Genomic DNA, 21,965 nt, shown 5'->3' on the forward strand with positions numbered 1-21,965 from the left:
AAAATTCTCCTCAGCAGTCCAGTGGGTTGCGTTTTTCCGGATCGATGCCGAACTTGGCGATGGCTTCGGCCACCACTTTAGGTTCGATATCGCCGCGGTCAGCCAGGGCTTCCAAGGCTGCCAACACAACGAACTTACGGTCGACTTCGAAGAAGTGACGCAGCTTCTTGCGGCTGTCGCTACGGCCGAAACCGTCGGTGCCCAGCACTTTGAATTCCTTGGAAGGAACCCACTGGCGGATCTGTTCGGCGAACAGCTTCATGTAGTCGGTAGAGGCGATGACCGGACCTTTGCGGCCGTTCAGGCACTCTTCGACGTAGCTCAGCTTTGGCTTCTGGCCAGGGTGCAGGCGGTTGCTGCGCTCCACGGCCAGGCCGTCGCGACGCAGTTCGTTGAAGCTGGTGACGCTCCAGACGTCGGCGCCGACGTTGAACTCTTCACGCAGGATCTTCGCCGCTTCACGCACTTCGCGCAGGATGGTGCCGGAGCCCATCAGCTGGACGTGGTGCGCCGCTTCGCGGGTGTCTTCTTCGAGCAGGTACATGCCCTTGACGATGCCTGCCTCTACGCCGGCCGGCATGGCTGGCTGCTGGTAAGACTCGTTCATCACGGTGATGTAGTAGAAGACGTCCTGTTGCTCTTCGGTCATCTTCTTCATGCCGTCCTGAATGATCACCGCCAGCTCGTAGCCGTAGGTCGGATCATAGGTGCGGCAGTTCGGGATGGTCCCGGCCAGCATGTGGCTGTGGCCGTCTTCGTGCTGCAGGCCTTCACCGTTGAGGGTGGTCCGGCCGGCGGTGCCGCCGATCAGGAAGCCACGAGTACGGCTGTCGCCAGCGGCCCAGGCCAGGTCGCCGATACGCTGGAAGCCGAACATCGAGTAGAAGATGTAGAACGGCAGCATCGGCTGGTTGTGGCTGGAGTACGAAGTACCGGCGGCAATGAAGGAGCTCATGGCGCCCGCTTCGTTGATGCCTTCCTCGAGGATCTGGCCCTTCTTGTCTTCCTTGTAGAACATCACCTGGTCTTTATCGACTGGCTCGTAGAGTTGGCCGACGGACGAGTAGATGCCCAACTGGCGGAACATGCCTTCCATGCCGAAGGTACGGGCCTCGTCCGGAATGATCGGGACGATGCGCGAGCCGATTTCCTTGTCCTTGACCAGTTGCGCCAGGATCCGCACGAAAGCCATGGTGGTGGAGATTTCGCGGTCGCCCGAGCCGTCCAGGATGGCCTTGAGGGTATCGAGTGGCGGCGTCGGGATGCTGAAGCTCTTGGCGCGACGCTGCGGCACGAAACCACCCAGGGCGGCGCGGCGCTCGGCCAGGTAACGGGCTTCGGCGCTGCCTTCTTCCGGCTTGAAGAACGGCAGGTTTTCCAGTTCGCTGTCCTTGACCGGGATGTCGAAGCGGTCACGGAACAGCTTCAGGCTCTCGACGTCGACCTTCTTGGTGTTGTGCGCGGTGTTCTTCGCTTCGCCGGCACCGGTGCCATAACCCTTGATGGTCTTGGCCAGGATGACGGTCGGTTGCTCTTTGTGATTGACCGCCTGGTGGTACGCCGCGTAGACCTTGTACGGGTCGTGGCCGCCACGGTTGAGCTTCCAGATCTCGTCGTCGGACAGGTCGGCAACCATCGCCTTGAGTTCAGGCGAGTTAAAGAAGTGCTCGCGGACGAACGCGCCGTCCTTGGCCTTGTAGTTCTGGTACTCGCCGTCGATGACTTCGTCCATGCGGCGTTGCAGGATGCCGTCGACGTCCTTGGCCAGCAGTGGGTCCCAGAAGCGGCCCCAGATGACTTTGTTGACGTTCCACTGGGCACCACGGAACACGCCTTCGAGTTCCTGGATGATCTTGGCGTTGCCGCGAACCGGGCCGTCGAGGCGCTGCAGGTTGCAGTTGATGACGAAGATCAGGTTGTCCAGCTTCTCGCGGCCGGCCAGGGAGATCGCACCCAGGGATTCCGGCTCGTCGCACTCACCGTCACCCATGAAGCACCAGACTTTCTGCTTGCCTGGCTGGATGAAGCCACGGGCTTCGAGATACTTCATGAAGCGCGCCTGGTAGATCGCCTGGATCGGGCCCAGGCCCATGGAAACGGTCGGGAACTGCCAGAAATCAGGCATCAGCCAAGGGTGCGGGTACGAGGACAGGCCGTTGCCGTCCACTTCCTGGCGGAAGTTGTTCATCTGGTCTTCGGTGATGCGGCCTTCCATGAACGCACGGGCGTAGACGCCTGGTGATGCGTGACCCTGGAAGTAGATCAGGTCGCCGCCATGTTCGTCGGTCGGGGCCTGGAAGAAGTAGTTGAAGCCGATGTCATACAGCGTCGCACTGGAGGCGAAGCTGGAGATGTGACCGCCCAGGTCAGAATCTTTCAGGTTGGTACGCATGACCATGGCCAACGCGTTCCAGCGCACCAGCGAGCGAATGCGGCGTTCCATGAACAGGTCGCCAGGCATGCGTGCTTCGTGGGTGACAGGGATCGTGTTGCGGTATGGCGTGGTGATGGCGTAGGGCAGTTGCGAACCGCTGCGGGTTGCGAGTTCACCCATACGGGTCATCAGATAATGAGCACGGTCTTCGCCTTCTTTGTCGAGAACCGATTCCAGGGCGTCCAGCCATTCCTGGGTTTCGACGGGATCGAGGTCTTGCATGGCTTGCTCCAGGGCGGAAAGGCTACCAGAATCGGTTGCCTGAGTTTGCGACTGGCCTTGTGGGCAGACGATATAAATTCTTGGATTGCCGAAGGTTGTCTCGGCGGCGTGTAGTTTTACTACAAATCGTTGGCCGTTTCAGCCTTTCGAATGTATAGACGAGTAGTAAAACTACACATGAGCGGCTTATGGCCCCTCGTTTCGTTGTGAGAATAATCGTTACTGTTGGTCATTAGCCAACTCGAACAGGTAAAAACTTGATGCCGGCTGCCAATAAAACCAGAAAATCAGCTATTTATCATCTTTGTTCGACAGTCGATCAGGTAGTGGCATTCGAAAAAACACTACATCTAGCCTTTCCCGCGCCGATCAAGGATAGACCATGAGCCTGCCCTCGCTTGCCGAAATACCGGCGATTCTCCAGTCATTGGTCAGTCGGGCCGAGCAGTCGTTCCGCGCGGCGGTCGCCACTCTGGACGACGACCATGGGCTCTCTGCCTGGACGCCGCAGCGCTGGGCCGAGTTCAATCGCGTCGTCGCGGCCAGCGACTTTGTCATTGAGCAAAGTGTACGAGACCCGTCGATGCTCTTGGAGCTGGTGCGCAGCGGCGAGTTGGACCGCAGCCTGGCCCCCGGTGAAATGTGCGCGCAGATCGGCGCCGCCGTCCAGGCCGCCGAAACCGAAGATGAGTTGGGTCGCGTGCTGCGTCGCCAGCGCACCCGCCAGCAGGTGCGCATCATTTGGCGTGACCTGACCCGCCAGGCGGACCTGGTCCAGACCTGTCGCGATCTCTCGGACATGGCCGACACCTGCATCGACCAGGCCTATCGATGGTTGTACCAACGCCTGAGCCAGCAATTGGGCATACCCACCGGCCGGCGCAGTGGCGAGCCGCAGCAGATGGTCATCCTGGGCATGGGCAAGCTAGGCGCCGTCGAGCTGAACCTGTCTTCGGACATCGACCTTATCTTCGCCTATCCCGAAGGCGGCGAAACCGTCGGCGCGAAGCGGCCGCTGGATAACCAGGAATTTTTCATCCGCCTTGGCCAGCGCCTGATCAAGGCCCTCGATCCGATGACCGTCGATGGCTTTGTGTTTCGTGTCGACATGCGTCTGCGTCCCTATGGCTCGGCCGGCGCGCTGGTGCTGAGCTTCAATGCCCTGGAGCAGTATTACCAGGACCAGGGGCGCGACTGGGAACGCTACGCGATGATCAAGGCGCGGGTGGTGGCGGGCGACCAGGTGGCCGGTGCGCAACTGCTCGACATGCTGCGCCCGTTCGTCTATCGCCGTTACCTGGATTTTTCCGCCATCGAAGCGTTGCGCACCATGAAGCAGTTGATCCAGCAGGAGGTGCGGCGCAAGGGCATGGCCGACAACATCAAGCTGGGTTCGGGCGGCATCCGCGAGGTGGAATTCATCGCCCAGGCGTTCCAGTTGATCCATGGCGGTCGCGACCTGAGCTTGCAGCAACGACCGTTGTTGAAGGTGCTTGGCACATTGGAGGGCCAGGGCTACCTGCCGTCCAAGGTGATCGACGAGTTGCGCCAGGGCTATGAGTTCCTGCGTTACACCGAACATGCGATCCAGGCCATTGCCGACCGCCAGACGCAGATGCTGCCGGACACTGCGCAGGATCAGGCGCGCATTGCGTTCATGCTGGGCTTCGCCGACTGGTCGGCGTTCCACGAACAGCTGATGCATTGGCGTGGGCGCGTGGCATGGCATTTCGGCCAGGTCATCGCCGATCCGGACGAAGATGAGGGCAGCGAAGGCGAAGTCGCGGTGGGTGGAGAATGGCTGCCGCTGTGGGAAGACAGCCAGGATGAGGAAGCGGCGTGTCGCCAGTTGGAGGCGGGCGGTTTCACCGATGCGTCCAAGGCGCTGAGGGCCTTGGCTGCCTTGCGCGCCAGCCCGCAATTGCGCGCGATGCAACGTTTGGGGCGCGAGCGCCTGGATGCGTTCATTCCGCGCCTGTTGGCTCAGGCGGTGGAGCACGCCAATCCGGACCTGGTGCTGGAACGGGTATTGCCATTGGTTGAAGCCGTGGCCCGCCGTTCGGCTTATCTGGTGCTGCTGACCGAGAACCCTGGCGCGTTGCGGCGTTTGCTGACGTTGTGTGCGGCGAGCCCATGGATTGCCGAGCAGATCACCCGTTTTCCGCTGTTGCTCGATGAGTTGCTCAACGAAGGCCGTTTGTTCAAGCCGCCGTTGGCGCCTGAGCTGGCGGCGGAATTGCGCGAGCGGCTGACGCGCATCCCCGAGGACGATCTCGAACAACAGATGGAAGCCTTGCGGCATTTCAAGCTGGCCCACCGCCTGCGCGTCGCTGCCTCGGAAATCGCCGGCAGCCTGCCGTTGATGAAAGTCAGCGACTACCTGACGTGGCTGGCCGAAGCCATCCTCGAGCAGGTGCTGGCCCTGGCCTGGCGCCAGACAGTCGCCAAGCATGGCGTACCGTTGCGCACCGATGGGAGCCCGTGCGATCCGGGGTTCATCATTGTCGGTTATGGGAAAGTCGGTGGCCTGGAATTGGGGCATGGTTCCGACCTGGACCTGGTGTTCATCCACGATGGCGACCCGCAGGCTGAAACCGACGGCCCGAAACCCATCGACGGCGCTCAATTCTTCACCCGGCTTGGCCAGCGGATCATTCACTTGTTGACGGCCCAGACGAACTCCGGGCAGTTGTATGAAGTGGACATGCGTCTGCGGCCGTCCGGGGCGTCGGGCTTGCTGGTCAGTTCCCTGGGAGCGTTTGCCCGCTATCAGGAAAACGAAGCCTGGACCTGGGAGCATCAGGCGTTGGTGCGTGCGCGAGTGCTGGTGGGCAGCCAGGACGTCGGCCAGGCGTTCGAAAAAGTCCGCGCCCAGGTGTTGGGACGCACCCGTGATTTGCCGACGCTGCGCCAGGAAGTCAGCGAGATGCGCGCCAAGATGCGCGACAACCTTGGCAGCAAGGCCACCGCCGCCGGGACCGCGCCGAATGCCTTCGAAGCCACGGCGCCCTTTGACCTCAAGCAGGACGCCGGAGGTATCGTCGATATTGAATTTATGGTGCAATACGCGGCCCTGGCCTGGTCCGAGGCGTACCCTTCACTGGTGCGCTACACCGATAACATCCGCATCCTGGACGGATTGCAGGAGGTCGGATTGATGCCTGCCGAGGATGCCACGCTGTTGCGCGAAGCCTACAAGGCCTACCGCTCCGCCGCCCACCGCCAGGCCTTGCAGAAAGACACTGGGGTGATTGCAGGCGACCAGTTCGTGGATGAGCGTCGACAGGTGATGCGGATCTGGCGAGAGCTGGGGCTGAGTTGAAGGATCGAATGTAGGAACGAGCCTGCTCGCGATAGCGGTGGGTCAGGCGACATCGACGTTGGATGTGCTGGCCCCATCGCGAGCGGGCTCGCTCCCACAGTTGATTGGCGGTGCCGCACGGTATTGGATACTTGTGCGCAACCCCTGTGGGAGCGAGCCTGCTCGCGATAGCGGTGGGTCAGGCGACATCGATGTTAGATGTGGTGGCCCCATCGCGAGCAAGCTCGCTCCCACAGTTGATTGGCGGTGCCGCACGGTATTGGATACTTGTGCGCAACCCCTGTGGGAGCGAGCTTGCTCGCGATAGCGGTGTGTCAGGCGACATCGACGTTGGATGTGGTGGCCCCATCGCGAGCAAGCTCGCTCCCACAGTTGATTGGCGGTGCTGCACGGTATTGGATACTTGTGCGCAACCCCTGTGGGAGCGAGCTTGCTCGCGATAGCGGTGGGTCAGGCGACATCGATGTTGGATGTGCTGGCCCCATCGCGAGCAGGCTCGCTCCCACAGTTGATTGGCGGTGCCGCACGGTATTGGATACTTGTGCGCAACCCCTGTGGGAGCGAGCTTGCTCGCGATAGCGGTAGGTCAGGCGACATCGACGTTGGATGTGCTGGCCCCATCGCGAGCGGGCTCGCTCCCACAGTTGATTGGCGGTGCTGCACGGTATTGGATACTTGTGCGCAACCCCTGTGGGAGCGAGCTTGCTCGCGATACCGGTAGGTCAGGCGACATCGATGTTGGATGTGCTGGCCCCATCGCGAGCAAGCTCGCTCCCACAGTTGATTGGCGGTGCCGCACGGTATTGGATACTTGTGCGCAACCCCTGTGGGAGCGAGCTTGCTCGCGATAGCGGTAGGTCAGGCGACATCGATGTTGGATGTGCTGGCCCCATCGCGAGCAAGCTCGCTCCCACAGTTGATTGGCGGTGCCGCACGGTATTGGATACTTGTGCGCAACCCCTGTGGGAGCGAGCTTGCTCGCGATAGCGGTGTGTCAGGCGACATCGATGTTGGATGTGCTGGCCCCATCGCGAGCAAGCTCGCTCCCACAGTTGATTGGCGGTGCCGCACGGTATTGGATACTTGTGCGCAACCCCTGTGGGAGCGAGCTTGCTCGCGATAGCGGTGTGTCAGGCGACATCGACGTTGGATGTGGTGGCCCCATCGCGAGCGGGCTCGCTCCCACAGTTGATTGGCGGTGCTGCACGGTATGGATACTTATGCGCAACCCCTGTGGGAGCGAGCTTGCTCGCGATAGCGGTAGGTCAGACAACATCGACGTTGGATGTGCTGGCCCCATCGTGAGCAAGCTCGCTCCCACAGTTGATTGGCGGTGCCGCACGGTATTGGATATTTATGCGGAGCCCTTGTGGGAGCGAGCTTGCTCGCGATAGCGGTAGGTCAGGCGACATCGATGTTGGATGTGCTGGCCCCATCGCGAGCAAGCTCGCTCCCACAGTTGATTGGCGGCGCTGCACGGTATTGGATACTTATGCGGAACCCCTGTGGGAGCGAGCCTGCTCGCGATAGCGGTGGGTCAGGCGACATCGATGTTGGATGTGCTGGCCCCATCGCGAGCAAGCTCGCTCCCACAGTTGATTGGCGGTGTGTTGTAGATTAAGGCCACAGGCAACGACCTAAGCCACAGTGATTCTCGAGGCGGGGAGGCGTAGGCCTCCCCGTATCGTTTTTGGAAAGCACATGAATATTCTGATCGTTGGGCCCAGTTGGGTCGGTGACATGGTGATGGCCCAGACACTGTTCCAGTGTCTGAAGCTGCGTCACCCGCAGTGCGAAATCGACGTTCTGGCCCCTGAATGGAGTCGTCCGATCCTTGAGCGCATGCCCGAGGTGCGCAAGGCCTTGAGCTTTCCGCTCGGCCATGGCGTGCTGGAGCTGGCGACTCGCCGGCGCATCGGCAAATCCCTGGTCGGCCACTACGACCAGGCGATCCTGTTGCCCAATTCGCTGAAATCGGCGCTGGTGCCGTTCTTTGCCGGCATTCCCAAGCGCACAGGCTGGCGCGGCGAGTTTCGCTATGGCTTGCTCAATGACGTGCGCACGCTGGACAAAGATCGTTATCCATTGATGATCGAGCGCTTCATGGCCCTGGCCTACGAGCCGGGGGCCGAATTGCCCAAGCCGTATCCGCGGCCGAGCCTGCAAATCGATCCGGTAACGCGCGAAACGGCCCTGGCCAAGTTCGGTCTGACCCTGGATCGCCCGGTATTGGCCCTGTGCCCGGGCGCCGAGTTCGGTGAGTCCAAGCGCTGGCCGGCGGAGCATTACGCCCAGGTTGCCGAGTCGAAGATCCGTGAAGGCTGGCAAGTCTGGCTGTTCGGTTCGAAAAACGATCACTCGGTGGGCGAAGACATCCGTTCGCGGCTGATTCCGGGCCTGCGGGAAGAGTCGGTCAACCTCAGCGGCGACACATCCCTGGCCGAGGCGATTGACCTGTTATCCTGCGCCGATTCGGTGGTGTCCAATGACTCCGGCTTGATGCACGTCGCGGCCGCGCTGAACCGTCCGTTGGTGGCGGTCTACGGCTCGACTTCGCCGGGTTTTACTCCGCCGTTGGCCGATCAGGTCGAAGTCGTGCGCCTGGGCATCGAGTGCAGTCCATGCTTCGACCGTACCTGCCGCTTCGGCCATTACAACTGCCTGCGCCAGCTCATGCCGCCGGCGGTGAACGAGGCCCTGGAGCGTTTGCAGGGCACTCCCGTGGAGGTCCGGTAACTTGCGGGTATTGTTGATCAAGACCTCTTCGCTGGGGGATGTGGTCCACACGTTGCCAGCGCTGACCGATGCGACGCGGGCAATTCCTGGCATCACATTCGACTGGGTGGTGGAAGAGGGTTTCGCCGAAATCCCTACCTGGCATCCGGCCGTGGGCAAGGTCATCCCGGTGGCGATCCGGCGCTGGCGCAAGAACCTCTGGCAAACCCTCAAAAGCGGTGAATGGCGACGCTTCAAGCAGAGCATTCGCGCCGAAAAATATGATTTGGTGATCGATGCCCAAGGCCTGCTGAAAAGTGCCTGGCTGACCCGCTACGTCAAGGCACCGGTGGCTGGGCTGGATAAGGATTCGGCGCGTGAACCGCTCGCGGCGCGCTTCTATTCGCGTCGCCTGGCGGTCGCTCGTGGTCAGCATGCGGTGGAGCGTGTACGTCAACTGTTCGCCTTGGCGCTGGGCTATGACTTGCCGCAAACCCAGGGCAGCTATGGCCTGGACATCGACCGACTGGTTGAATTGCCGCGCCCATACCCCTACGTGGTGTTCCTGCATGGCACGACGTGGGAATCCAAACATTGGCCTGAGCTCTACTGGCGTCAGCTCACCGAGCGCATGGGGCAATTCGGCGTGGTGGTGAAACTGCCGTGGGGCAACCCGGCCGAGAAGGCCAGGGCCGAGCGCATCGCCAACGGGCTGCGCAATGCCTTGGTGCTGCCGAAATTGAACCTGGGCGGCATGGGCAAGGTGCTCGCCGGTGCCCAGGCCTGCGTGGCCGTGGATACGGGCCTCGGGCATCTGGCCGCCGCTCTGGATGTGCCGACCATCTCGCTGCTCGGTCCGACCAATCCCGTGCTGACCGGCGCCTATGGCAAGGGCCAGATTCATCTCGCCAGCGATTTTCCTTGCGCGCCGTGCATGCAGAAACAATGCACTTACCCACCGACCGCCGAAGATGCCCGGCGGTTCGACCTGAAACGCGAGCAGCCCCTGTGCTTCACGCGTCTGAATCCCGAGCGTGTTGCCAGCCACCTGAGCACGTTATTGGCTGAGGAGCCGCGCTGATGCAATTGGCTTTTGTCCTTTACAAATATTTCCCCTTCGGCGGCCTGCAGCGTGACTTCATGCGCATCGCCTTGGAGTGTCAGCGACGCGGTCACCAGATCCGCGTCTACACGCTGATTTGGGAAGGTGACGTCCCGCCCGGCTTCGAAGTGCTGGTGGCGCCGGTCAAGGCGCTGTTCAATCACCGCCGCAACGAGAAACTCAGCGCGTGGATGGAGGCCGACCTGGCCAAGCGCCCGGTGGACCGGTTGATCGGCTTCAACAAAATGCCCGGCCTGGACGTGTACTACGCCGCCGACGGCTGCTTCGAAGACAAGGCGCAGAACCTGCGCAATTCGCTGTACCGACGCTGGGGGCGCTACCGGCATTTCGCCGAGTACGAGCGGGCCGTGTTCGCCAAGGACGCCAAGACCGAAGTCCTGATGATTTCCGAAGTCCAGCAGCCGCTGTTCATCAAGCACTACGACACGCCGCTGGAGCGCTTTCACCTGCTGCCGCCGGGCATTGCCCACGACCGTCGTCGGCCCGCCGATGCCGATGAGATCCGGGCGGCGTTCCGAGCCGAATTCGAGCTGGCCGACGACGATTTGTTGTTGGTGCAGATCGGCTCCGGGTTCAAGACCAAGGGCGTCGACCGCAGCCTCAAGGCCCTGGCCGCGCTGCCCACGCAATTGAAAAAACGCACTCGGCTGTTTGTAATCGGCCAGGACGACCCCAAGGTATTCCAAATGCAGAGCGCTGCGCTGGGTCTGGGCGATAACGTGCGGTTCCTCAAGGGTCGCAGCGACATCCCGCGTTTCCTGCTCGGTGCCGATCTATTGATCCATCCGGCCTACAACGAAAACACCGGCACGGTACTGCTCGAAGCGCTGGTGGCCGGGTTGCCGGTGCTGGTCAGCGCGGTGTGCGGGTACGCTCACTACATCGCCGAGGCCGACAGCGGCCTGGTGCTGGATGAGCCGTTCGAACAGGCGCAGTTGACCGAATATCTGGGCCGGATGCTTAGTGATCCGCAAGCGAGGGCGGCCTGGAGCCGCAATGGTCTGGCCTTCGCCGAGACGGCCGACCTCTACAGCATGCCGCAGCACGCGGCCGATGTGATATTGGCGGAGCACGCTTAATGAAATTGATGCTGGCCGAACCGTTCAAGAGGCTTTGGGCCGGGCGCGATGCGTTCGTCGAAGTCGAAGCGCTCCAGGGCGAGGTCTACCGTGAGCTCGAAGCCCGGCGCACCCTGCGCACGGAGGTAGAGGGTCGCGGTTTTTTCGTGAAGATCCATCGTGGCATCGGCTGGGGCGAGATTTTCAAGAACCTGCTCACCGCCAAGCTGCCGGTGCTGGGCGCGGGCCAGGAATGGAAGGCCATCCAACGGCTGCAGGAAGTCGGCGTGCCAACCATGACCGCCGTTGCCTATGGTGAGAAGGGCAACAACCCGGCGGACCAGCATTCCTTTATTGTTACCGAGGAGCTGGCGCCTACCATAAGCCTTGAAGACTTCAGCCTCGACTGGGTCAAGCAGCCTCCGCAGCCCCGGCTAAAGCGAGCACTGATCGCCGAAGTGGCGCGCATGACCGGCATGATGCACCGCGCTGGGGTCAACCATCGCGACTGCTACATCTGCCACTTCCTGCTGCACACCGACAAACCGGTGACGCCCGAGGATTTCAAACTCTCGGTGATCGACCTGCACCGCGCCCAGACCCGTCCGGCTATCACCACGCGCTGGCGTAACAAAGACTTGGCGGCGCTGTATTTCTCCGCGCTGGACATTGGCTTGACCCGCCGCGACAAGCTGCGTTTTCTCAAGGGCTATTTCCAGCAGCCGCTGCGCCAGATCCTGGCGCAAGAGGCTGCGTTGCTGGCCTGGCTCGAAGGCAAGGCCAAGAAACTGTATGAGCGCAAACAGCGGTACGGGGATGCGCTCTGATGTCGGGTTGGAATTTGGAACCCGCCTACGCTGAGCTGGCACAGGATTTCGGCAGCCTCGACGCGGTGTTCGCCCTCCAGGGCGAGCGCCTGACCCGCGATCCACTGTCAGAGGTGATCCGCGTACAGCGCAACGGCGTGAATTATTATGTCAAGCGCTATACCGGCGCCGGCAAGGGCTTGCGTCGTTATCTGGGCAAGCCACGGGTCAAGTCGGAATGGCAGAACCTCAAGCGTTTCGCCAAGTGGGGAATTCCCACAGCGGAAATTGTCGCCTGGGGGCTGGAACGACGGGGTGCGGCCTATGATCGCGGCGCGATGATCACCCGCGAATTGCCGCGCACCGAAGACCTTTCAGCCCTGGCCGAGCGGCACGATTCGCGGCTCGACGATCGCGCCTGGGTCGATGGCGTGAGCCGGCAGCTCGCCGGTTATACCCGGACCATGCACGATCACCGTTTCACCCATAACGACTTGAAATGGCGCAACCTGCTGATCGACGACCGGGCGCGTCTGTTCCTGATCGACTGCCCGAACGGTGACTTCTGGCGCGGCTTCTGGCTCAAGTACCGGATCACCAAAGACCTGGCATGCCTGGACAAAGTCGCCAAATATCATTTGTCGGCCACCCAGCGCCTGCGTTTTTACCTGCAATATCGCCAGCGCGACCGGCTCGATGCGTGCGACAAGAAACGTATTCGCCACGTGGTGAGATTTTTCGAGGGGCGTGAATGACCGATTTCCTGGCCGCCGAAGACCGGGCCTTGCTGGAGCGCCATGGCCTGGACAGCTTCGAAGCCCTCTGGTTGCGCAAGCTGGACGCAGTGGACGAGCCCAATACGGCTGGCGATGGCTGGAGCAGTGTGTTCCGGCTGGAGCTCGAGGGGCAGGGTTATTACCTCAAGCGCCAGAGCAATTACCTGACCCGGACGCTATCGCACCCTTTTGGCGAACCCAGTTTTTCCCGGGAGTTTCGCAACATCAGCCGGTATCGCCAGTTGGGTATCCCAGCGTTGCAGGCGGTCTTCTACGGGCGGCGGAAAGTGGACGGCGAGGTTCGGGCGATTCTGTTGACCCGCGCCTTGGACGGCTGGGATGACCTGGATTCGCTCCTGGAGCGCTGGCCGTCCCTGACGACCGTGCAACGCACCACCATCGTTCAGGCCTGTGGTCACCTGGCGCGGCGACTGCACGACATGCATCAGGTGCATGGCTGTTTCTATCCCAAGCATATTTTTCTGCAGGCCACTGCCGGCGGTCACCAGGCACAGTTGATCGACCTGGAAAAGACCCGTCCGCTGCTGTTCGGGCAGCGTGACCGGGTCAAGGACCTGGAGCCGTTGCTGCGCCGGGCCCGGGCCTGGAGTGAAGAGGATGTGCGTCAGCTGCTGTCTACCTATCTGGACCAACCGCTTGACGGTGCGCTGGTCGATCGATGGTTGGCCCGCCTGAGCGCTCGACGCACTCATAAGGAGACCCGCTGATGCATTTGTCGGAATTGAAAGGCGCTGGCCGCAGCCCGAGCCTGCCCCTGAGCCTGGAGCTGGCGGATGCCGCTGGCCCGGCGCAATTGCAACTGTTGTCACTGTTGCGGGTGCTGCCTGGGCAGCGTTACGTCGGCGCCGGTATCTGGCGCGGCCGGCCCGTGCTGGCCAAGTTACTGGTGGGCAGCAAGGCGCCGCGGCATTTCCAACGAGAGCTGCAAGGTGTTCGCCTCCTCGCGGAACAGGGGCTGACGACCCCATTGCTGCTGGCCGATGGCTTGAAAGAAGGCGAGGGTGGCTGGCTGCTGTTCGAGCTGCTGGAAGGCGCTGAGAGTCTTGGCGATGCCTGGAAGCAGGTCGAACATCTCCCCATGTTGGCGGACGAACAAACGGCGGTGCTGGCCGAGGCGCTGGGCGCTATTGCGCAGCTGCACGGCAAGGGCCTGTGGCAAGAAGATCTGCACCTGGACAATCTGCTGCGCCATGGCGACAAGCTCTATCTCATCGATGGGGCCGGCATTCGCGCCGAAACCCCCGGCCAGCCATTGTCGCGGCAAAAGGTCTTGGAAAACCTGGGGGTGTTTTTCGCCCAGCTTCCAAAATCCATCGAGCCGTTCAATGAAGAGTTGCTGGTGCATTACCTGTTGAGTAACGCCGAACACGCCCTGCCGATGGAAGCGCTGCAAAAACAGATCGACAAGGTCCACGCCTGGCGGCTGAAAGACTTCCTTGAAAAGGTCGGGCGCGAATGCAGCTTGTTCAGCGTGCAGCGCGGGCCGTTCGGCCTGCGGGCTATTCGTCGCGATGAAGAAACGGCCATGGTCCCGGTGCTGGAGCATGCCGATGCGTTGCTTGACCAGGGTCACTTGTACAAGACCGGTGGTGCCGCCAGTGTCGGTAAGGTCGAATCGAACGGTCGCACCCTGGTAATCAAACGCTACAACATCAAGGGCTTCGCCCACTGGCTCAAGCGCTTCTGGCGCCCGAGCCGAGCCTGGCATTCCTGGCGCGAAGGCCATCGGCTGGCCTTCCTCGGCATCGCCACGCCCAAGCCACTGGCGTTGCTGGAAAAGCGTTTCCTGTGGTTGCGTCGTGGCGCCTATCTGGTCACTGAACACCTGTCTGGCCCGGACATCATCGAACGCTTCGCCCCGCATGTGGAAAGCGGCGAAGCCCCTGAGTCCGAGCTGTTGGCGCTGGATCGCTTGTTCGCCGACCTGATCCGCGAGCGCATCAGCCACGGTGACTTCAAAGGACACAACCTGTTCTGGCAAGACGACCGCTGGGCATTGATCGACCTTGATTCCATGTGCCAACACCGGACCCAGGCCAGCTTCGCCCAAGCCTACGCCCGGGATCGCGCACGGTTCATGCGTAATTGGCCTGAGGGAAGTGCGCTGTATCGGGTGATCGATCAGCGGTTGCCGAAGGCAGTCGATAACACGTCGGCTATCGTGTAACCGCTCACCGTGGCGAGGGAGCTTGCTCCCGCTGGGCTGCGCAGCAGCCCCGACGCCATTCAACGCGCAGTACCAGGAAAAAACGATTTGCAGTTCCTGTGACGGCTGCGCCGCCGAGCGGGAGCAAGCTCCCTCGCCACGGACCGTGTAAACCCTACGACTCCGCTAGAGGCTTAAGATCGCTTTTAAGCTATAATCCCGCCCTTTAGCTGCCCCGTACCCTTGATGCGTGGCACATCATTTTTTCGCGGCGCTTGTCGCCCGTATGCAGACATAAGAGGCTAGACCCCTGTGGCATTGACGATTCTTGGCCTGTCCGGCGCCCTTAGCCATGATCCTTCCGCAGCGCTGTACATCGACGGCAAGCTGATCGCGGCGGCCGAGGAAGAGCGCTTCGTACGCGATAAACATGCAAAGAACCGCATGCCCTACGAGTCGGCGAAGTTCTGCCTGGAGCAAGCCGGCATCAAGCCGTCCGACGTTGACGTGGTGGCGATACCCTTTGCCCCGATCAGCCTGTTCGGCGAGGCGCGCTGGCACTACGCCAAGCGCTACTGGTACGCCCCGGACCGTGCCCTCGATGCGATTCTGATGGGCAATCGTCGCTACAAACGTTATCGCCGCAAGATCGTCTGGTGCCTGGAACAACTGGGTTTCGACCCGAAAAAAATCAAGATCGAGCCGGTCGAGCACCACCTGGCCCATGCCTCCAGTGCCTATCACTGCTCGGGCTTCCAGGAAAAAACCGCCATCCTCGGCATCGACGGCAAGGGCGAATACGCCACGACCTTCTTCGGCTATGGCGAAAACGGCAAGATCCACAAGATCAAGGAATTCTACGACCCGGACTCCCTGGGTGGCCTGTACGGCGCGATCACCGAGTTCCTCGGCTTCGAGATGCTTGATGGCGAATTCAAGGTCATGGGCATGGCGCCCTACGGCGACGCCAGCAAATATGATTTCTCGCGCCTGGCCTCGTTCGAAAATGGCCAATTGGTGATCAATACCGATTACGCCAACGTGATCGGCCTGCGCCGCTATAAAGAGAAAGGCAAGGGTTTCTACTTCTCGCCAAAGCTGATCGAGTGGCTCGGTCCGAAACGCGAAGGCGACATCGCCGACGAGCCGTACATTCACTACGCGGCCAGCATGCAAGCGCTGTTCGAGAAGCTTGCGCTGCAAATGATCGATCACTACCTGGGCGACGTGCTCAAGGAAACCGGCAAGCTGGCGTTCGCCGGCGGCTGCGCATTGAACGTCAAACTGAACCAGAAAATCATCGCCCGCGATGACGTCAAGGAGCTGTTCGTGCAACCGGCTTCCGGCGACGCCGGTACGGCGGTGGGCGCGGCGGCTTATGTGTCCCACGCCCGTGGCGTGCCGGTGGAGAAGATGGAACACGTCTACCTCGGCCCAGCCTATAGCAACGAAGATGTGATCGCCGCCTGCGCCCGTCACCCGAGCAAGCCGGCGTGGCGCAAGATCGACAACACCCCTGAGCGCATCGCCAAGATCATGGTCGACGGCAACCCGGTTGCCTGGTTCCAGGGCCGCATGGAGTTTGGCCCGCGGGCCTTGGGCGGTCGTTCGATCATCGGTTGCCCAAGCGCCAGCGGCGTGGCCGACCGCATCAACGAACAGATCAAGTTCCGCGAACGCTGGAGGCCTTTCTGCCCGTCGATGCTCGACACCGTTGCGCCGCAGATGATCAAGGTCGACCACCCGGCACCGTTCATGACCTTCACGTTCGAAGTGGCTGAGGAATGGAAAACCCGCGTGCCGGAAGTGGTCCATGAAGACGGCACCTCCCGGGCCCAAGTGCTCAAGCGTGAATACAACCCGCGTTACTACGACATGATGAAAGCCCTGGAAGTCCTGACCGGCAATGGCGTGTCGCTGAATACCTCACTCAACCGTCGCGGCGAACCCATGATCTGCTCGCCCACCGACGCGCTGAACATGTTCTATGGTTCCGACCTGCAATACCTGATCATGGAGGACATCCTGGTGGTCAAGGACGGCGTGGACGCTTATGACACGCTCGGCTGAGCGACATGTGCTGCAGTTCTGCCACGGTTATGACGGGCCGTTCCTGGACTGCGCCCGTCAGTACGCCAGTCTGTTCGCCGGAACCGGTTATCGTGTGACCACGGTGTTTCTCACCGGCTCGGCGGACGCCGAGGTTGCCGCTGCCTGTGCCTCGGACGAGGTGTTGTTCATGGAGTACAGCTCCAGTGCCATTCGCGGCCTGAAGCTGGGTGCCATCGGCGATCTGCGCAAGATCGCCGCCTCGCGCAATTTCAGTTTATGCATCGCCCACCGGTTCAAGCCGATCTACATCGCCCTGCTCGGCACCGGGTTGCCGGTGATCGGCGTGCACCATGCCTTTGGCGATTATCAACGGCGTACCCGCCGGTTGTTCGCCCAGGTTTTTCGCAAGCGCCTGAGCTTGCTCGGGGTGTCCGACGCCGTGCGCGACGACATGCGTCGCTGCCTGCCAAAATGGCCGGTCGGCAGGATCCAGACCCTCTACAACCGTATCGATCTGGAGGCCTTGCAGGCCAGCCAGGTTTCCCGGGAGCAGGCGCGACAAACCCTTGGGCTGGAAGCGAACGCCTGGATTGTCGGCAACGTCGGACGCCTGCATCCGGACAAGGACCAGGCCACCCTGCTTCGCGGTTTTGGCGCTGCGCTGGCGTACCTGCCAAGCCACAGCCAACTGGCGATTCTGGGCAAGGGGCGCCTGGAACAGGACCTCAAGGCTCTGGCGCGAGAGTTGGGCATTGCCGACCGCGTGCTGTTTCTCGGCCAGGTGCCAGAGGCCCGTCGTTATTTCCGTGCCTTCGACGCGTTTGCGCTGAGCTCTGATCACGAGCCGTTCGGCATGGTGCTGCTCGAAGCCATGGCTGCCGGCGTGCCGTTGCTGGCCACGGCCTGCGGTGGCGCAAAGGAGGTCGTCGAGGGCGTCGGCATCCTGTTCCCGCTCGGTGACGCCGAGCACATGGCCCAAGGGCTGCAACACCTGGCTGCGATGGACGAATTGCAGCGGCGCCAATGCGCCGAGTTGATGCTGGAGCGCTTGCGCGAACGTTTTTCCGATCGCGCCGTACGCGAGGCATTCTGGCGCTTGCCCCAAGTGACTGAACTGGCGCCGAGGAACTGATGCTCAACCGATTCCAAGGCTGGCGAGAGCGCGGCTGGACCACCACGGATGCCTCGAGCTACGCCCAGGCGTGGCAACGTTTTGGCGGCAGTGTGGCGACACACCCCCTGGTCGTGGAGCGCCTGGCCGCCCTGGCTGGGATTCCCGTGCGTTACCTGGCATTCGAGCAGGGCGGCGAGCTGAAGGCGGCAATTCCGACCTGGGGCCGCGATCTGGCGCTGTCGAAGGACGTGCTCAAGCGCAGCGGAAAAAAAGGCCTGTTCGACCTGGGCAATGCCGAGTTGATCCTGCCGGCCGCGCCCGACACCCAGGCACCGTTGCGTCATCGAGGACGGTATCTGTCGGCGCTCAATGAAGGTCGCTTCAGCGGTTTGAAACTGCAGAAAGAGCAGCTGGCCATGGCTCGCCTGCCGGAAGAACTGTCCAAGAAGTTCCGCTACAACCAGCGCCGTGAATTGCGTCTTCTGGAGGAAGCCGGCGGGCAGGTGCGGCCGGTCGGCGAGTTCTCCAGTACCGAGTTGGCGTCGATCTACTGTGATCTGTTCCAGCGTCGCTGGGGTTTTCCCGCCACCGGTGCCGAGCGCATGGGCGAGGTGGTCGAGCTGCTGCGCGAGCTGCTGATCGGCTCGGTGATTTTTCTCAACGATGCGCCCATCGCCATCCAACTGGTCTATCGCGTCGAAGCGCCTGAATGGATCAGCGTCGAATACATCAATGGCGGCGTCGACCCGCAGACTCGCGAATTCAGCCCGGGCAGCGTCTTGAGCTTCCTCAATACGCAAGGCGCCTGGGAGCACGCCCGGGCCGCTGGCAAGCCGTTGCGGTTTTCCTTTGGCCGGGCGGATCGCGAATACAAGGATCGCTGGTGCAACCCCGTGCCGGTATTCAGCGTATGAACCCGCCGATGAATCGAAAACAACAACTGCTCAAGCGCCATCGTCGCAACAAGCGCGTGGGGCTGTTGTGCGCCCTTGTCGTATTGGGGCTGATAGGCGTTTGGGTAGCCTGGTGGCTGCCGCTGGTACTGGCGCTGTTGGGCTGGGTAGCCCACGAGGCGTGGTTCGCCGATCATCTGTTCTATTCGCCCAAGGATGACTACCAGTACGATTTTCCCCCCTTCACGCAGCAACCGAAGGTTCACCTCAATGCCGGGCGACTGCGCCTGGATGAAGGTGTGATTCTCGATGACGGCGCGACTCTGGTCCTGGCCTTGCGGATCAAAAGCACCTGGCTGGGGCGTTTCTTCGATCCGAGCGTCGAGTTGTCGGGCGGTGAAGCGGCGGACCGACAAACATTCGAGCGTGGAGTCAACGGCCTGCGCTACCTCAACCTCAGTGAGCAGGGCGCGGTGCTGTCCCGGGGTGAATTGCGCTTGCGCGGACGCTTTTGTCGCTTGTCGGGCGAGCCGATGCTGTGGTCGTTTGCGCCGATGGAGCTACAGCGTCCACGGCTGATGGTTATCGCGCCCCACGCCGACGATGCGGAACTGGCCGCTTACGGACTCTACAGCCAGGCCGAAGAGGCCTGGATCGTCACCCTGACGGCCGGGGAAATCGAAGCACAACATTACCAGCGCATGGGCCTGGGACGTGCCGAAGCTGCGCGGCTCAAGGGGCGATTGCGCGCCTGGGACAGCCTCGCCGTGCCGCGTTGGGCCGGTGTGCCGCAGGAACACTGCGTGCAACTGGGGTATTTCTGCCTGCAACTGGCGGCGATGCAAGCCGCGCCCGGCCAACCCCAGGGCTCCCGCGAGGCGGATCTGAGCGATACCCGGCTGTTTCGCCAACTGAACCCGTTTGCCTTGCCCGGCGATGCAGACGGTGCGCCGACCTGGAACAACCTGCTGGCGGACTTGCGTGAAGTGCTGCTCAAGGCGCGCCCCGAAGTGATTGTGCTGCCTCACCCGACGCTCGATCCGCATCCCGATCATCTTTGTGCCCACCAGGCTGTCTTGCAGGCGCTGGAAGGACTGGAGTGGCAGCCCTCCGTGCTGCTGGGATACGCCAACCACCTGCACGACAACGATCGTTGGCCCATGGGTGATACCGGCATGGGCGTCGCGTTGCCGCCCCATTTCGACCCGGCCCGGCCGATGCATCCGTTCAGCCTGGGCCTGACCCTGGCCGGGCAACGTGACAAGGCCATGGCGCTGGGCATGATGCATGACCTGCAGCCGCCTGCTCCGTTCAAGCGTCGGTTGCGTCGTGGTATCCAGCGTCTGTTGGCCGGGCGCCGGGAGTCGCCCTATGGCGAGAATGAATTCTTTCGCAAGGCTGTACGCCGTCATGAACTGTTCTGGCGGCTTTAAGGGCCCAGGGGGCTACAAGGCCTCCGGTTATCTATCAAGTCGTTCGGTGCCGCAAGGAAGACGATGAAAGTTCTGTTTCTGGTGCAGAAAGAACAACGGGCCATCCTGGATCGGCTCTATGAAGGTGTCGCCGCCCATTGCGAGTGCGACCTGCGCTGGCTCGACAGCCAGGAGCAACGCAACCTGCGAGGCTATTTCCGGAGACACGTGGACGTCTCCCGCTACGACCGGATTGTATTTTTCCTGCGCTTCAAGCAGGAAATCCGCCAGGCGGGGTTCATCCGCACGATCCCCAACCTGGTGATCCTGGAGCATGATGCCTACCAGAACTACATCCCGTGCAAATACACCGGCAAGTTCAGCGCTCATTACCGACGCCTGCCGTGGGTGCGGGTCATCAGCTCCGGGTTCATGGTGACCGAACGCTTGCGTGCCGAAGGGTTCGATGCGGTTTTCGTACCCAAGGGCTATGATCAATCGCTGTTGCAAGACCAGCAGCGCGAGCGGGACATCGAGCTGGCGTTTGTCGGCAGTACCAACAGCGTCGCCTATAGCGGGCGCAAGGCATTGCTGGACGAGCTGGCGCGCGTCGAGCCGCTGGTCGTCACCCGTACCAAGTCCGGCGAAGAGTATTGCGAAACTCTCAATCGGATCCGCTTCTTCGTCAGTGCCGATGTGGGCATGGGCGAGTACATGATCAAGAATTTCGAGGCGATGGCCTGCGGTTGTGTGCTGCTGGCCTATGATCAAGGCGCCGAGGAAGCGCGGGCGCTGGGGTTGCAGGACATGCATAACGTGGTGTTGTATCGGGACATCCCGCAACTTCAGGAAAAACTTTCCCGGCTGCGCGCGGAGCCCGAACTGGCGCAAAGTATCGCCCGCAACGGCCACAGGCTGGCATTGGAGCAGTTCAGCTTCGCGCGTATCGGACAAAAAATCGTGGAAGCGCTGGAACCTCCGCTGCGACCGCGCGAACCGTTGAGTCTGCTAGAGTCCTTGCGCCAGAAACTGGGCATTTAACAAAAACCGCGATGCCATCCAACGACCTGGGTGGCATTTGACTAAATGGTATTTCAGTGCAGTTTTCCGACGATAGTGACATCACCCTGGTGGTCACCAGTTGCGGCCGGCTCGACCTGCTCAAGCGGACGCTCGAGAGTTTCGACCGTTTCAATACTGCGCCTATCCGCGAAGTGTTCATTACCGAAGATGCGGGCGACGATGGGGTGCATGAGGTCCTTCCTGCCCATTGGAAGGCGCACTGCACGGTTTTCATCAATCGGCCGAAGCTGGGGCAGCTGGCGTCGATCGATCTGGCCTACGGACACGTCAAGACAGCGTATATCTTCCACTGCGAGGATGACTGGGAGTTCTACCGCCCGGGGTTCGTGGAGGACTCTCTGACGGTCCTGCAACTGCGGCCCGAGATTCTCCAGGTATGGCTGCGCAATTATGTCTACGACCTGTGTGTCCACAGTCCCTACATTCGCTTGGGCGAGCGTCAGCTGATCGGCGGCGTGCCGTGCTATCCACTGATATCCGACAAGCCTGAATGGCAGAGTTTTTCCCTCAACCCTGGCCTGCGCCGTTTGAAGGAATACCAGTTGTGCGCCCCGTTTGCCGGTTTTGGTGGCGAAAAGGCCCTGTCGCTTCGTTACGCTCAACTGAACTTGACCGCGGTCACCCTTGAAGGGGATGCTGTTTTACACACCGGATTCGGTGTCCATGTCGAAGTCCCTGTCGAACGCCAGCGCAAGGCGCGTCGCAGGCGCCGTGAGCAAATCAAGCTCTTTCTGATCCTTTTGCTCGGAGTCTGTGTTGGCTGGCTTATCAATTATTGAGTTTCTCGA

General features: G+C 61.6%; 15 protein-coding genes. 14 read left to right on the plus strand and 1 reads right to left on the minus strand.

Annotation, left to right across the window (positions count from 1 at the left end; translation table 11 throughout):
- Positions 1 to 10 precede the first annotated feature (10 nt).
- Entirely contained in the window at positions 11 to 2,656 is a 2,646-nt protein-coding gene (aceE, locus tag J3P90_RS02385) for a pyruvate dehydrogenase (acetyl-transferring), homodimeric type (RefSeq protein ID WP_420766140.1), read from the minus strand.
- A 382-nt stretch (positions 2,657 to 3,038) separates the two neighbouring features.
- On the opposite strand from aceE, the gene glnE reads away from it, so the two are divergent.
- From glnE to J3P90_RS02455, 14 genes are all read left to right on the plus strand, one after another.
- Positions 3,039 to 5,978 carry a bifunctional [glutamate--ammonia ligase]-adenylyl-L-tyrosine phosphorylase/[glutamate--ammonia-ligase] adenylyltransferase gene (glnE, locus tag J3P90_RS02390; RefSeq protein ID WP_434675777.1) on the plus strand — a complete coding sequence of 980 codons (2,940 nt, stop codon included), beginning with the start codon at positions 3,039 to 3,041 and terminating at the stop codon, positions 5,976 to 5,978.
- A gap of 1,701 nt (positions 5,979 to 7,679) precedes the next feature.
- Positions 7,680 to 8,714 (plus strand): lipopolysaccharide heptosyltransferase II, encoded by a 1,035-nt coding sequence (gene waaF / locus J3P90_RS02395; RefSeq protein WP_434675778.1) that lies wholly within the window; start codon positions 7,680 to 7,682, stop codon positions 8,712 to 8,714.
- Between the two features lies 1 nt (position 8,715).
- Positions 8,716 to 9,774 carry a lipopolysaccharide heptosyltransferase I gene (gene waaC / locus J3P90_RS02400; protein WP_420766143.1) on the plus strand — a complete coding sequence of 353 codons (1,059 nt, stop codon included), beginning with the start codon at positions 8,716 to 8,718 and terminating at the stop codon, positions 9,772 to 9,774.
- Positions 9,774 to 10,895, plus strand: coding sequence for a glycosyltransferase family 4 protein (locus tag J3P90_RS02405; protein WP_434675779.1), 1,122 nt, complete (start codon positions 9,774 to 9,776; stop codon positions 10,893 to 10,895). The genes waaC and J3P90_RS02405 overlap by 1 nt, the downstream gene beginning before the upstream one ends.
- Positions 10,895 to 11,701: a lipopolysaccharide core heptose(I) kinase RfaP gene (gene rfaP / locus J3P90_RS02410; RefSeq protein ID WP_434675780.1), complete on the plus strand. Its 807-nt coding sequence runs from the start codon at positions 10,895 to 10,897 to the stop codon at positions 11,699 to 11,701. Before J3P90_RS02405 ends, rfaP begins: the two co-directional genes overlap by 1 nt.
- Positions 11,701 to 12,435 (plus strand): lipopolysaccharide kinase InaA family protein, encoded by a 735-nt coding sequence (locus J3P90_RS02415; RefSeq protein ID WP_434561006.1) that lies wholly within the window; start codon positions 11,701 to 11,703, stop codon positions 12,433 to 12,435. Before rfaP ends, J3P90_RS02415 begins: the two co-directional genes overlap by 1 nt.
- Positions 12,432 to 13,184 (plus strand): lipopolysaccharide kinase InaA family protein, encoded by a 753-nt coding sequence (locus J3P90_RS02420; RefSeq protein WP_420766147.1) that lies wholly within the window; start codon positions 12,432 to 12,434, stop codon positions 13,182 to 13,184. Before J3P90_RS02415 ends, J3P90_RS02420 begins: the two co-directional genes overlap by 4 nt.
- Positions 13,184 to 14,644, plus strand: a complete 1,461-nt coding sequence (locus tag J3P90_RS02425; protein WP_434608137.1) for a lipopolysaccharide kinase InaA family protein — start codon at positions 13,184 to 13,186, stop codon at positions 14,642 to 14,644. The genes J3P90_RS02420 and J3P90_RS02425 overlap by 1 nt, the downstream gene beginning before the upstream one ends.
- A 291-nt stretch (positions 14,645 to 14,935) precedes the next feature.
- Entirely contained in the window at positions 14,936 to 16,693 is a 1,758-nt protein-coding gene (locus tag J3P90_RS02430; RefSeq protein ID WP_420766149.1) for a carbamoyltransferase family protein, read from the plus strand.
- On the plus strand, positions 16,677 to 17,807 hold the full coding sequence (locus J3P90_RS02435) for a glycosyltransferase (protein ID WP_434649143.1): 1,131 nt from the start codon (positions 16,677 to 16,679) through the stop codon (positions 17,805 to 17,807). The genes J3P90_RS02430 and J3P90_RS02435 overlap by 17 nt, the downstream gene beginning before the upstream one ends.
- Positions 17,807 to 18,703 carry an antimicrobial resistance protein Mig-14 gene (locus J3P90_RS02440; protein ID WP_420766151.1) on the plus strand — a complete coding sequence of 299 codons (897 nt, stop codon included), beginning with the start codon at positions 17,807 to 17,809 and terminating at the stop codon, positions 18,701 to 18,703. Before J3P90_RS02435 ends, J3P90_RS02440 begins: the two co-directional genes overlap by 1 nt.
- An 8-nt stretch (positions 18,704 to 18,711) precedes the next feature.
- Positions 18,712 to 20,115, plus strand: coding sequence for a PIG-L deacetylase family protein (locus J3P90_RS02445; RefSeq protein ID WP_434649141.1), 1,404 nt, complete (start codon positions 18,712 to 18,714; stop codon positions 20,113 to 20,115).
- 63 nt (positions 20,116 to 20,178) lie between these two features.
- A complete protein-coding gene (locus tag J3P90_RS02450; RefSeq protein WP_434561000.1) occupies positions 20,179 to 21,135 on the plus strand; it encodes a glycosyltransferase family protein in 957 nt (318 codons plus the stop codon).
- 56 nt (positions 21,136 to 21,191) lie between these two features.
- Complete coding sequence (locus J3P90_RS02455; RefSeq protein WP_420766154.1) at positions 21,192 to 21,956, plus strand: glycosyltransferase family 2 protein; 765 nt, start codon at positions 21,192 to 21,194, stop codon at positions 21,954 to 21,956.
- Positions 21,957 to 21,965: the final 9 nt, after the last annotated feature.

Source organism: Pseudomonas sp. D3-10 (genome assembly GCF_051132175.1).
Lineage (GTDB): Bacteria > Pseudomonadota > Gammaproteobacteria > Pseudomonadales > Pseudomonadaceae > Aquipseudomonas.

What these genes read in the sequence shown, in the direction of transcription:
- J3P90_RS02450 (WP_434561000.1), top strand. Translation starts at nt 20,179, where the DNA reads ATGAAAGTTCTGTTTCTGGTGCAGAAAGAACAACGGGCCATCCTGGAT.
- J3P90_RS02435 (WP_434649143.1), top strand. Translation starts at nt 16,677, where the DNA reads ATGACACGCTCGGCTGAGCGACATGTGCTGCAGTTCTGCCACGGTTAT.
- waaF (WP_434675778.1), top strand. Translation starts at nt 7,680, where the DNA reads ATGAATATTCTGATCGTTGGGCCCAGTTGGGTCGGTGACATGGTGATG.
- J3P90_RS02415 (WP_434561006.1), top strand. Translation starts at nt 11,701, where the DNA reads ATGTCGGGTTGGAATTTGGAACCCGCCTACGCTGAGCTGGCACAGGAT.
- aceE (WP_420766140.1), bottom strand. Translation starts at nt 2,656, where the DNA reads ATGCAAGACCTCGATCCCGTCGAAACCCAGGAATGGCTGGACGCCCTG.
- J3P90_RS02425 (WP_434608137.1), top strand. Translation starts at nt 13,184, where the DNA reads ATGCATTTGTCGGAATTGAAAGGCGCTGGCCGCAGCCCGAGCCTGCCC.
- J3P90_RS02405 (WP_434675779.1), top strand. Translation starts at nt 9,774, where the DNA reads ATGCAATTGGCTTTTGTCCTTTACAAATATTTCCCCTTCGGCGGCCTG.
- glnE (WP_434675777.1), top strand. Translation starts at nt 3,039, where the DNA reads ATGAGCCTGCCCTCGCTTGCCGAAATACCGGCGATTCTCCAGTCATTG.
- J3P90_RS02420 (WP_420766147.1), top strand. Translation starts at nt 12,432, where the DNA reads ATGACCGATTTCCTGGCCGCCGAAGACCGGGCCTTGCTGGAGCGCCAT.
- J3P90_RS02440 (WP_420766151.1), top strand. Translation starts at nt 17,807, where the DNA reads ATGCTCAACCGATTCCAAGGCTGGCGAGAGCGCGGCTGGACCACCACG.
- rfaP (WP_434675780.1), top strand. Translation starts at nt 10,895, where the DNA reads ATGAAATTGATGCTGGCCGAACCGTTCAAGAGGCTTTGGGCCGGGCGC.
- J3P90_RS02445 (WP_434649141.1), top strand. Translation starts at nt 18,712, where the DNA reads ATGAATCGAAAACAACAACTGCTCAAGCGCCATCGTCGCAACAAGCGC.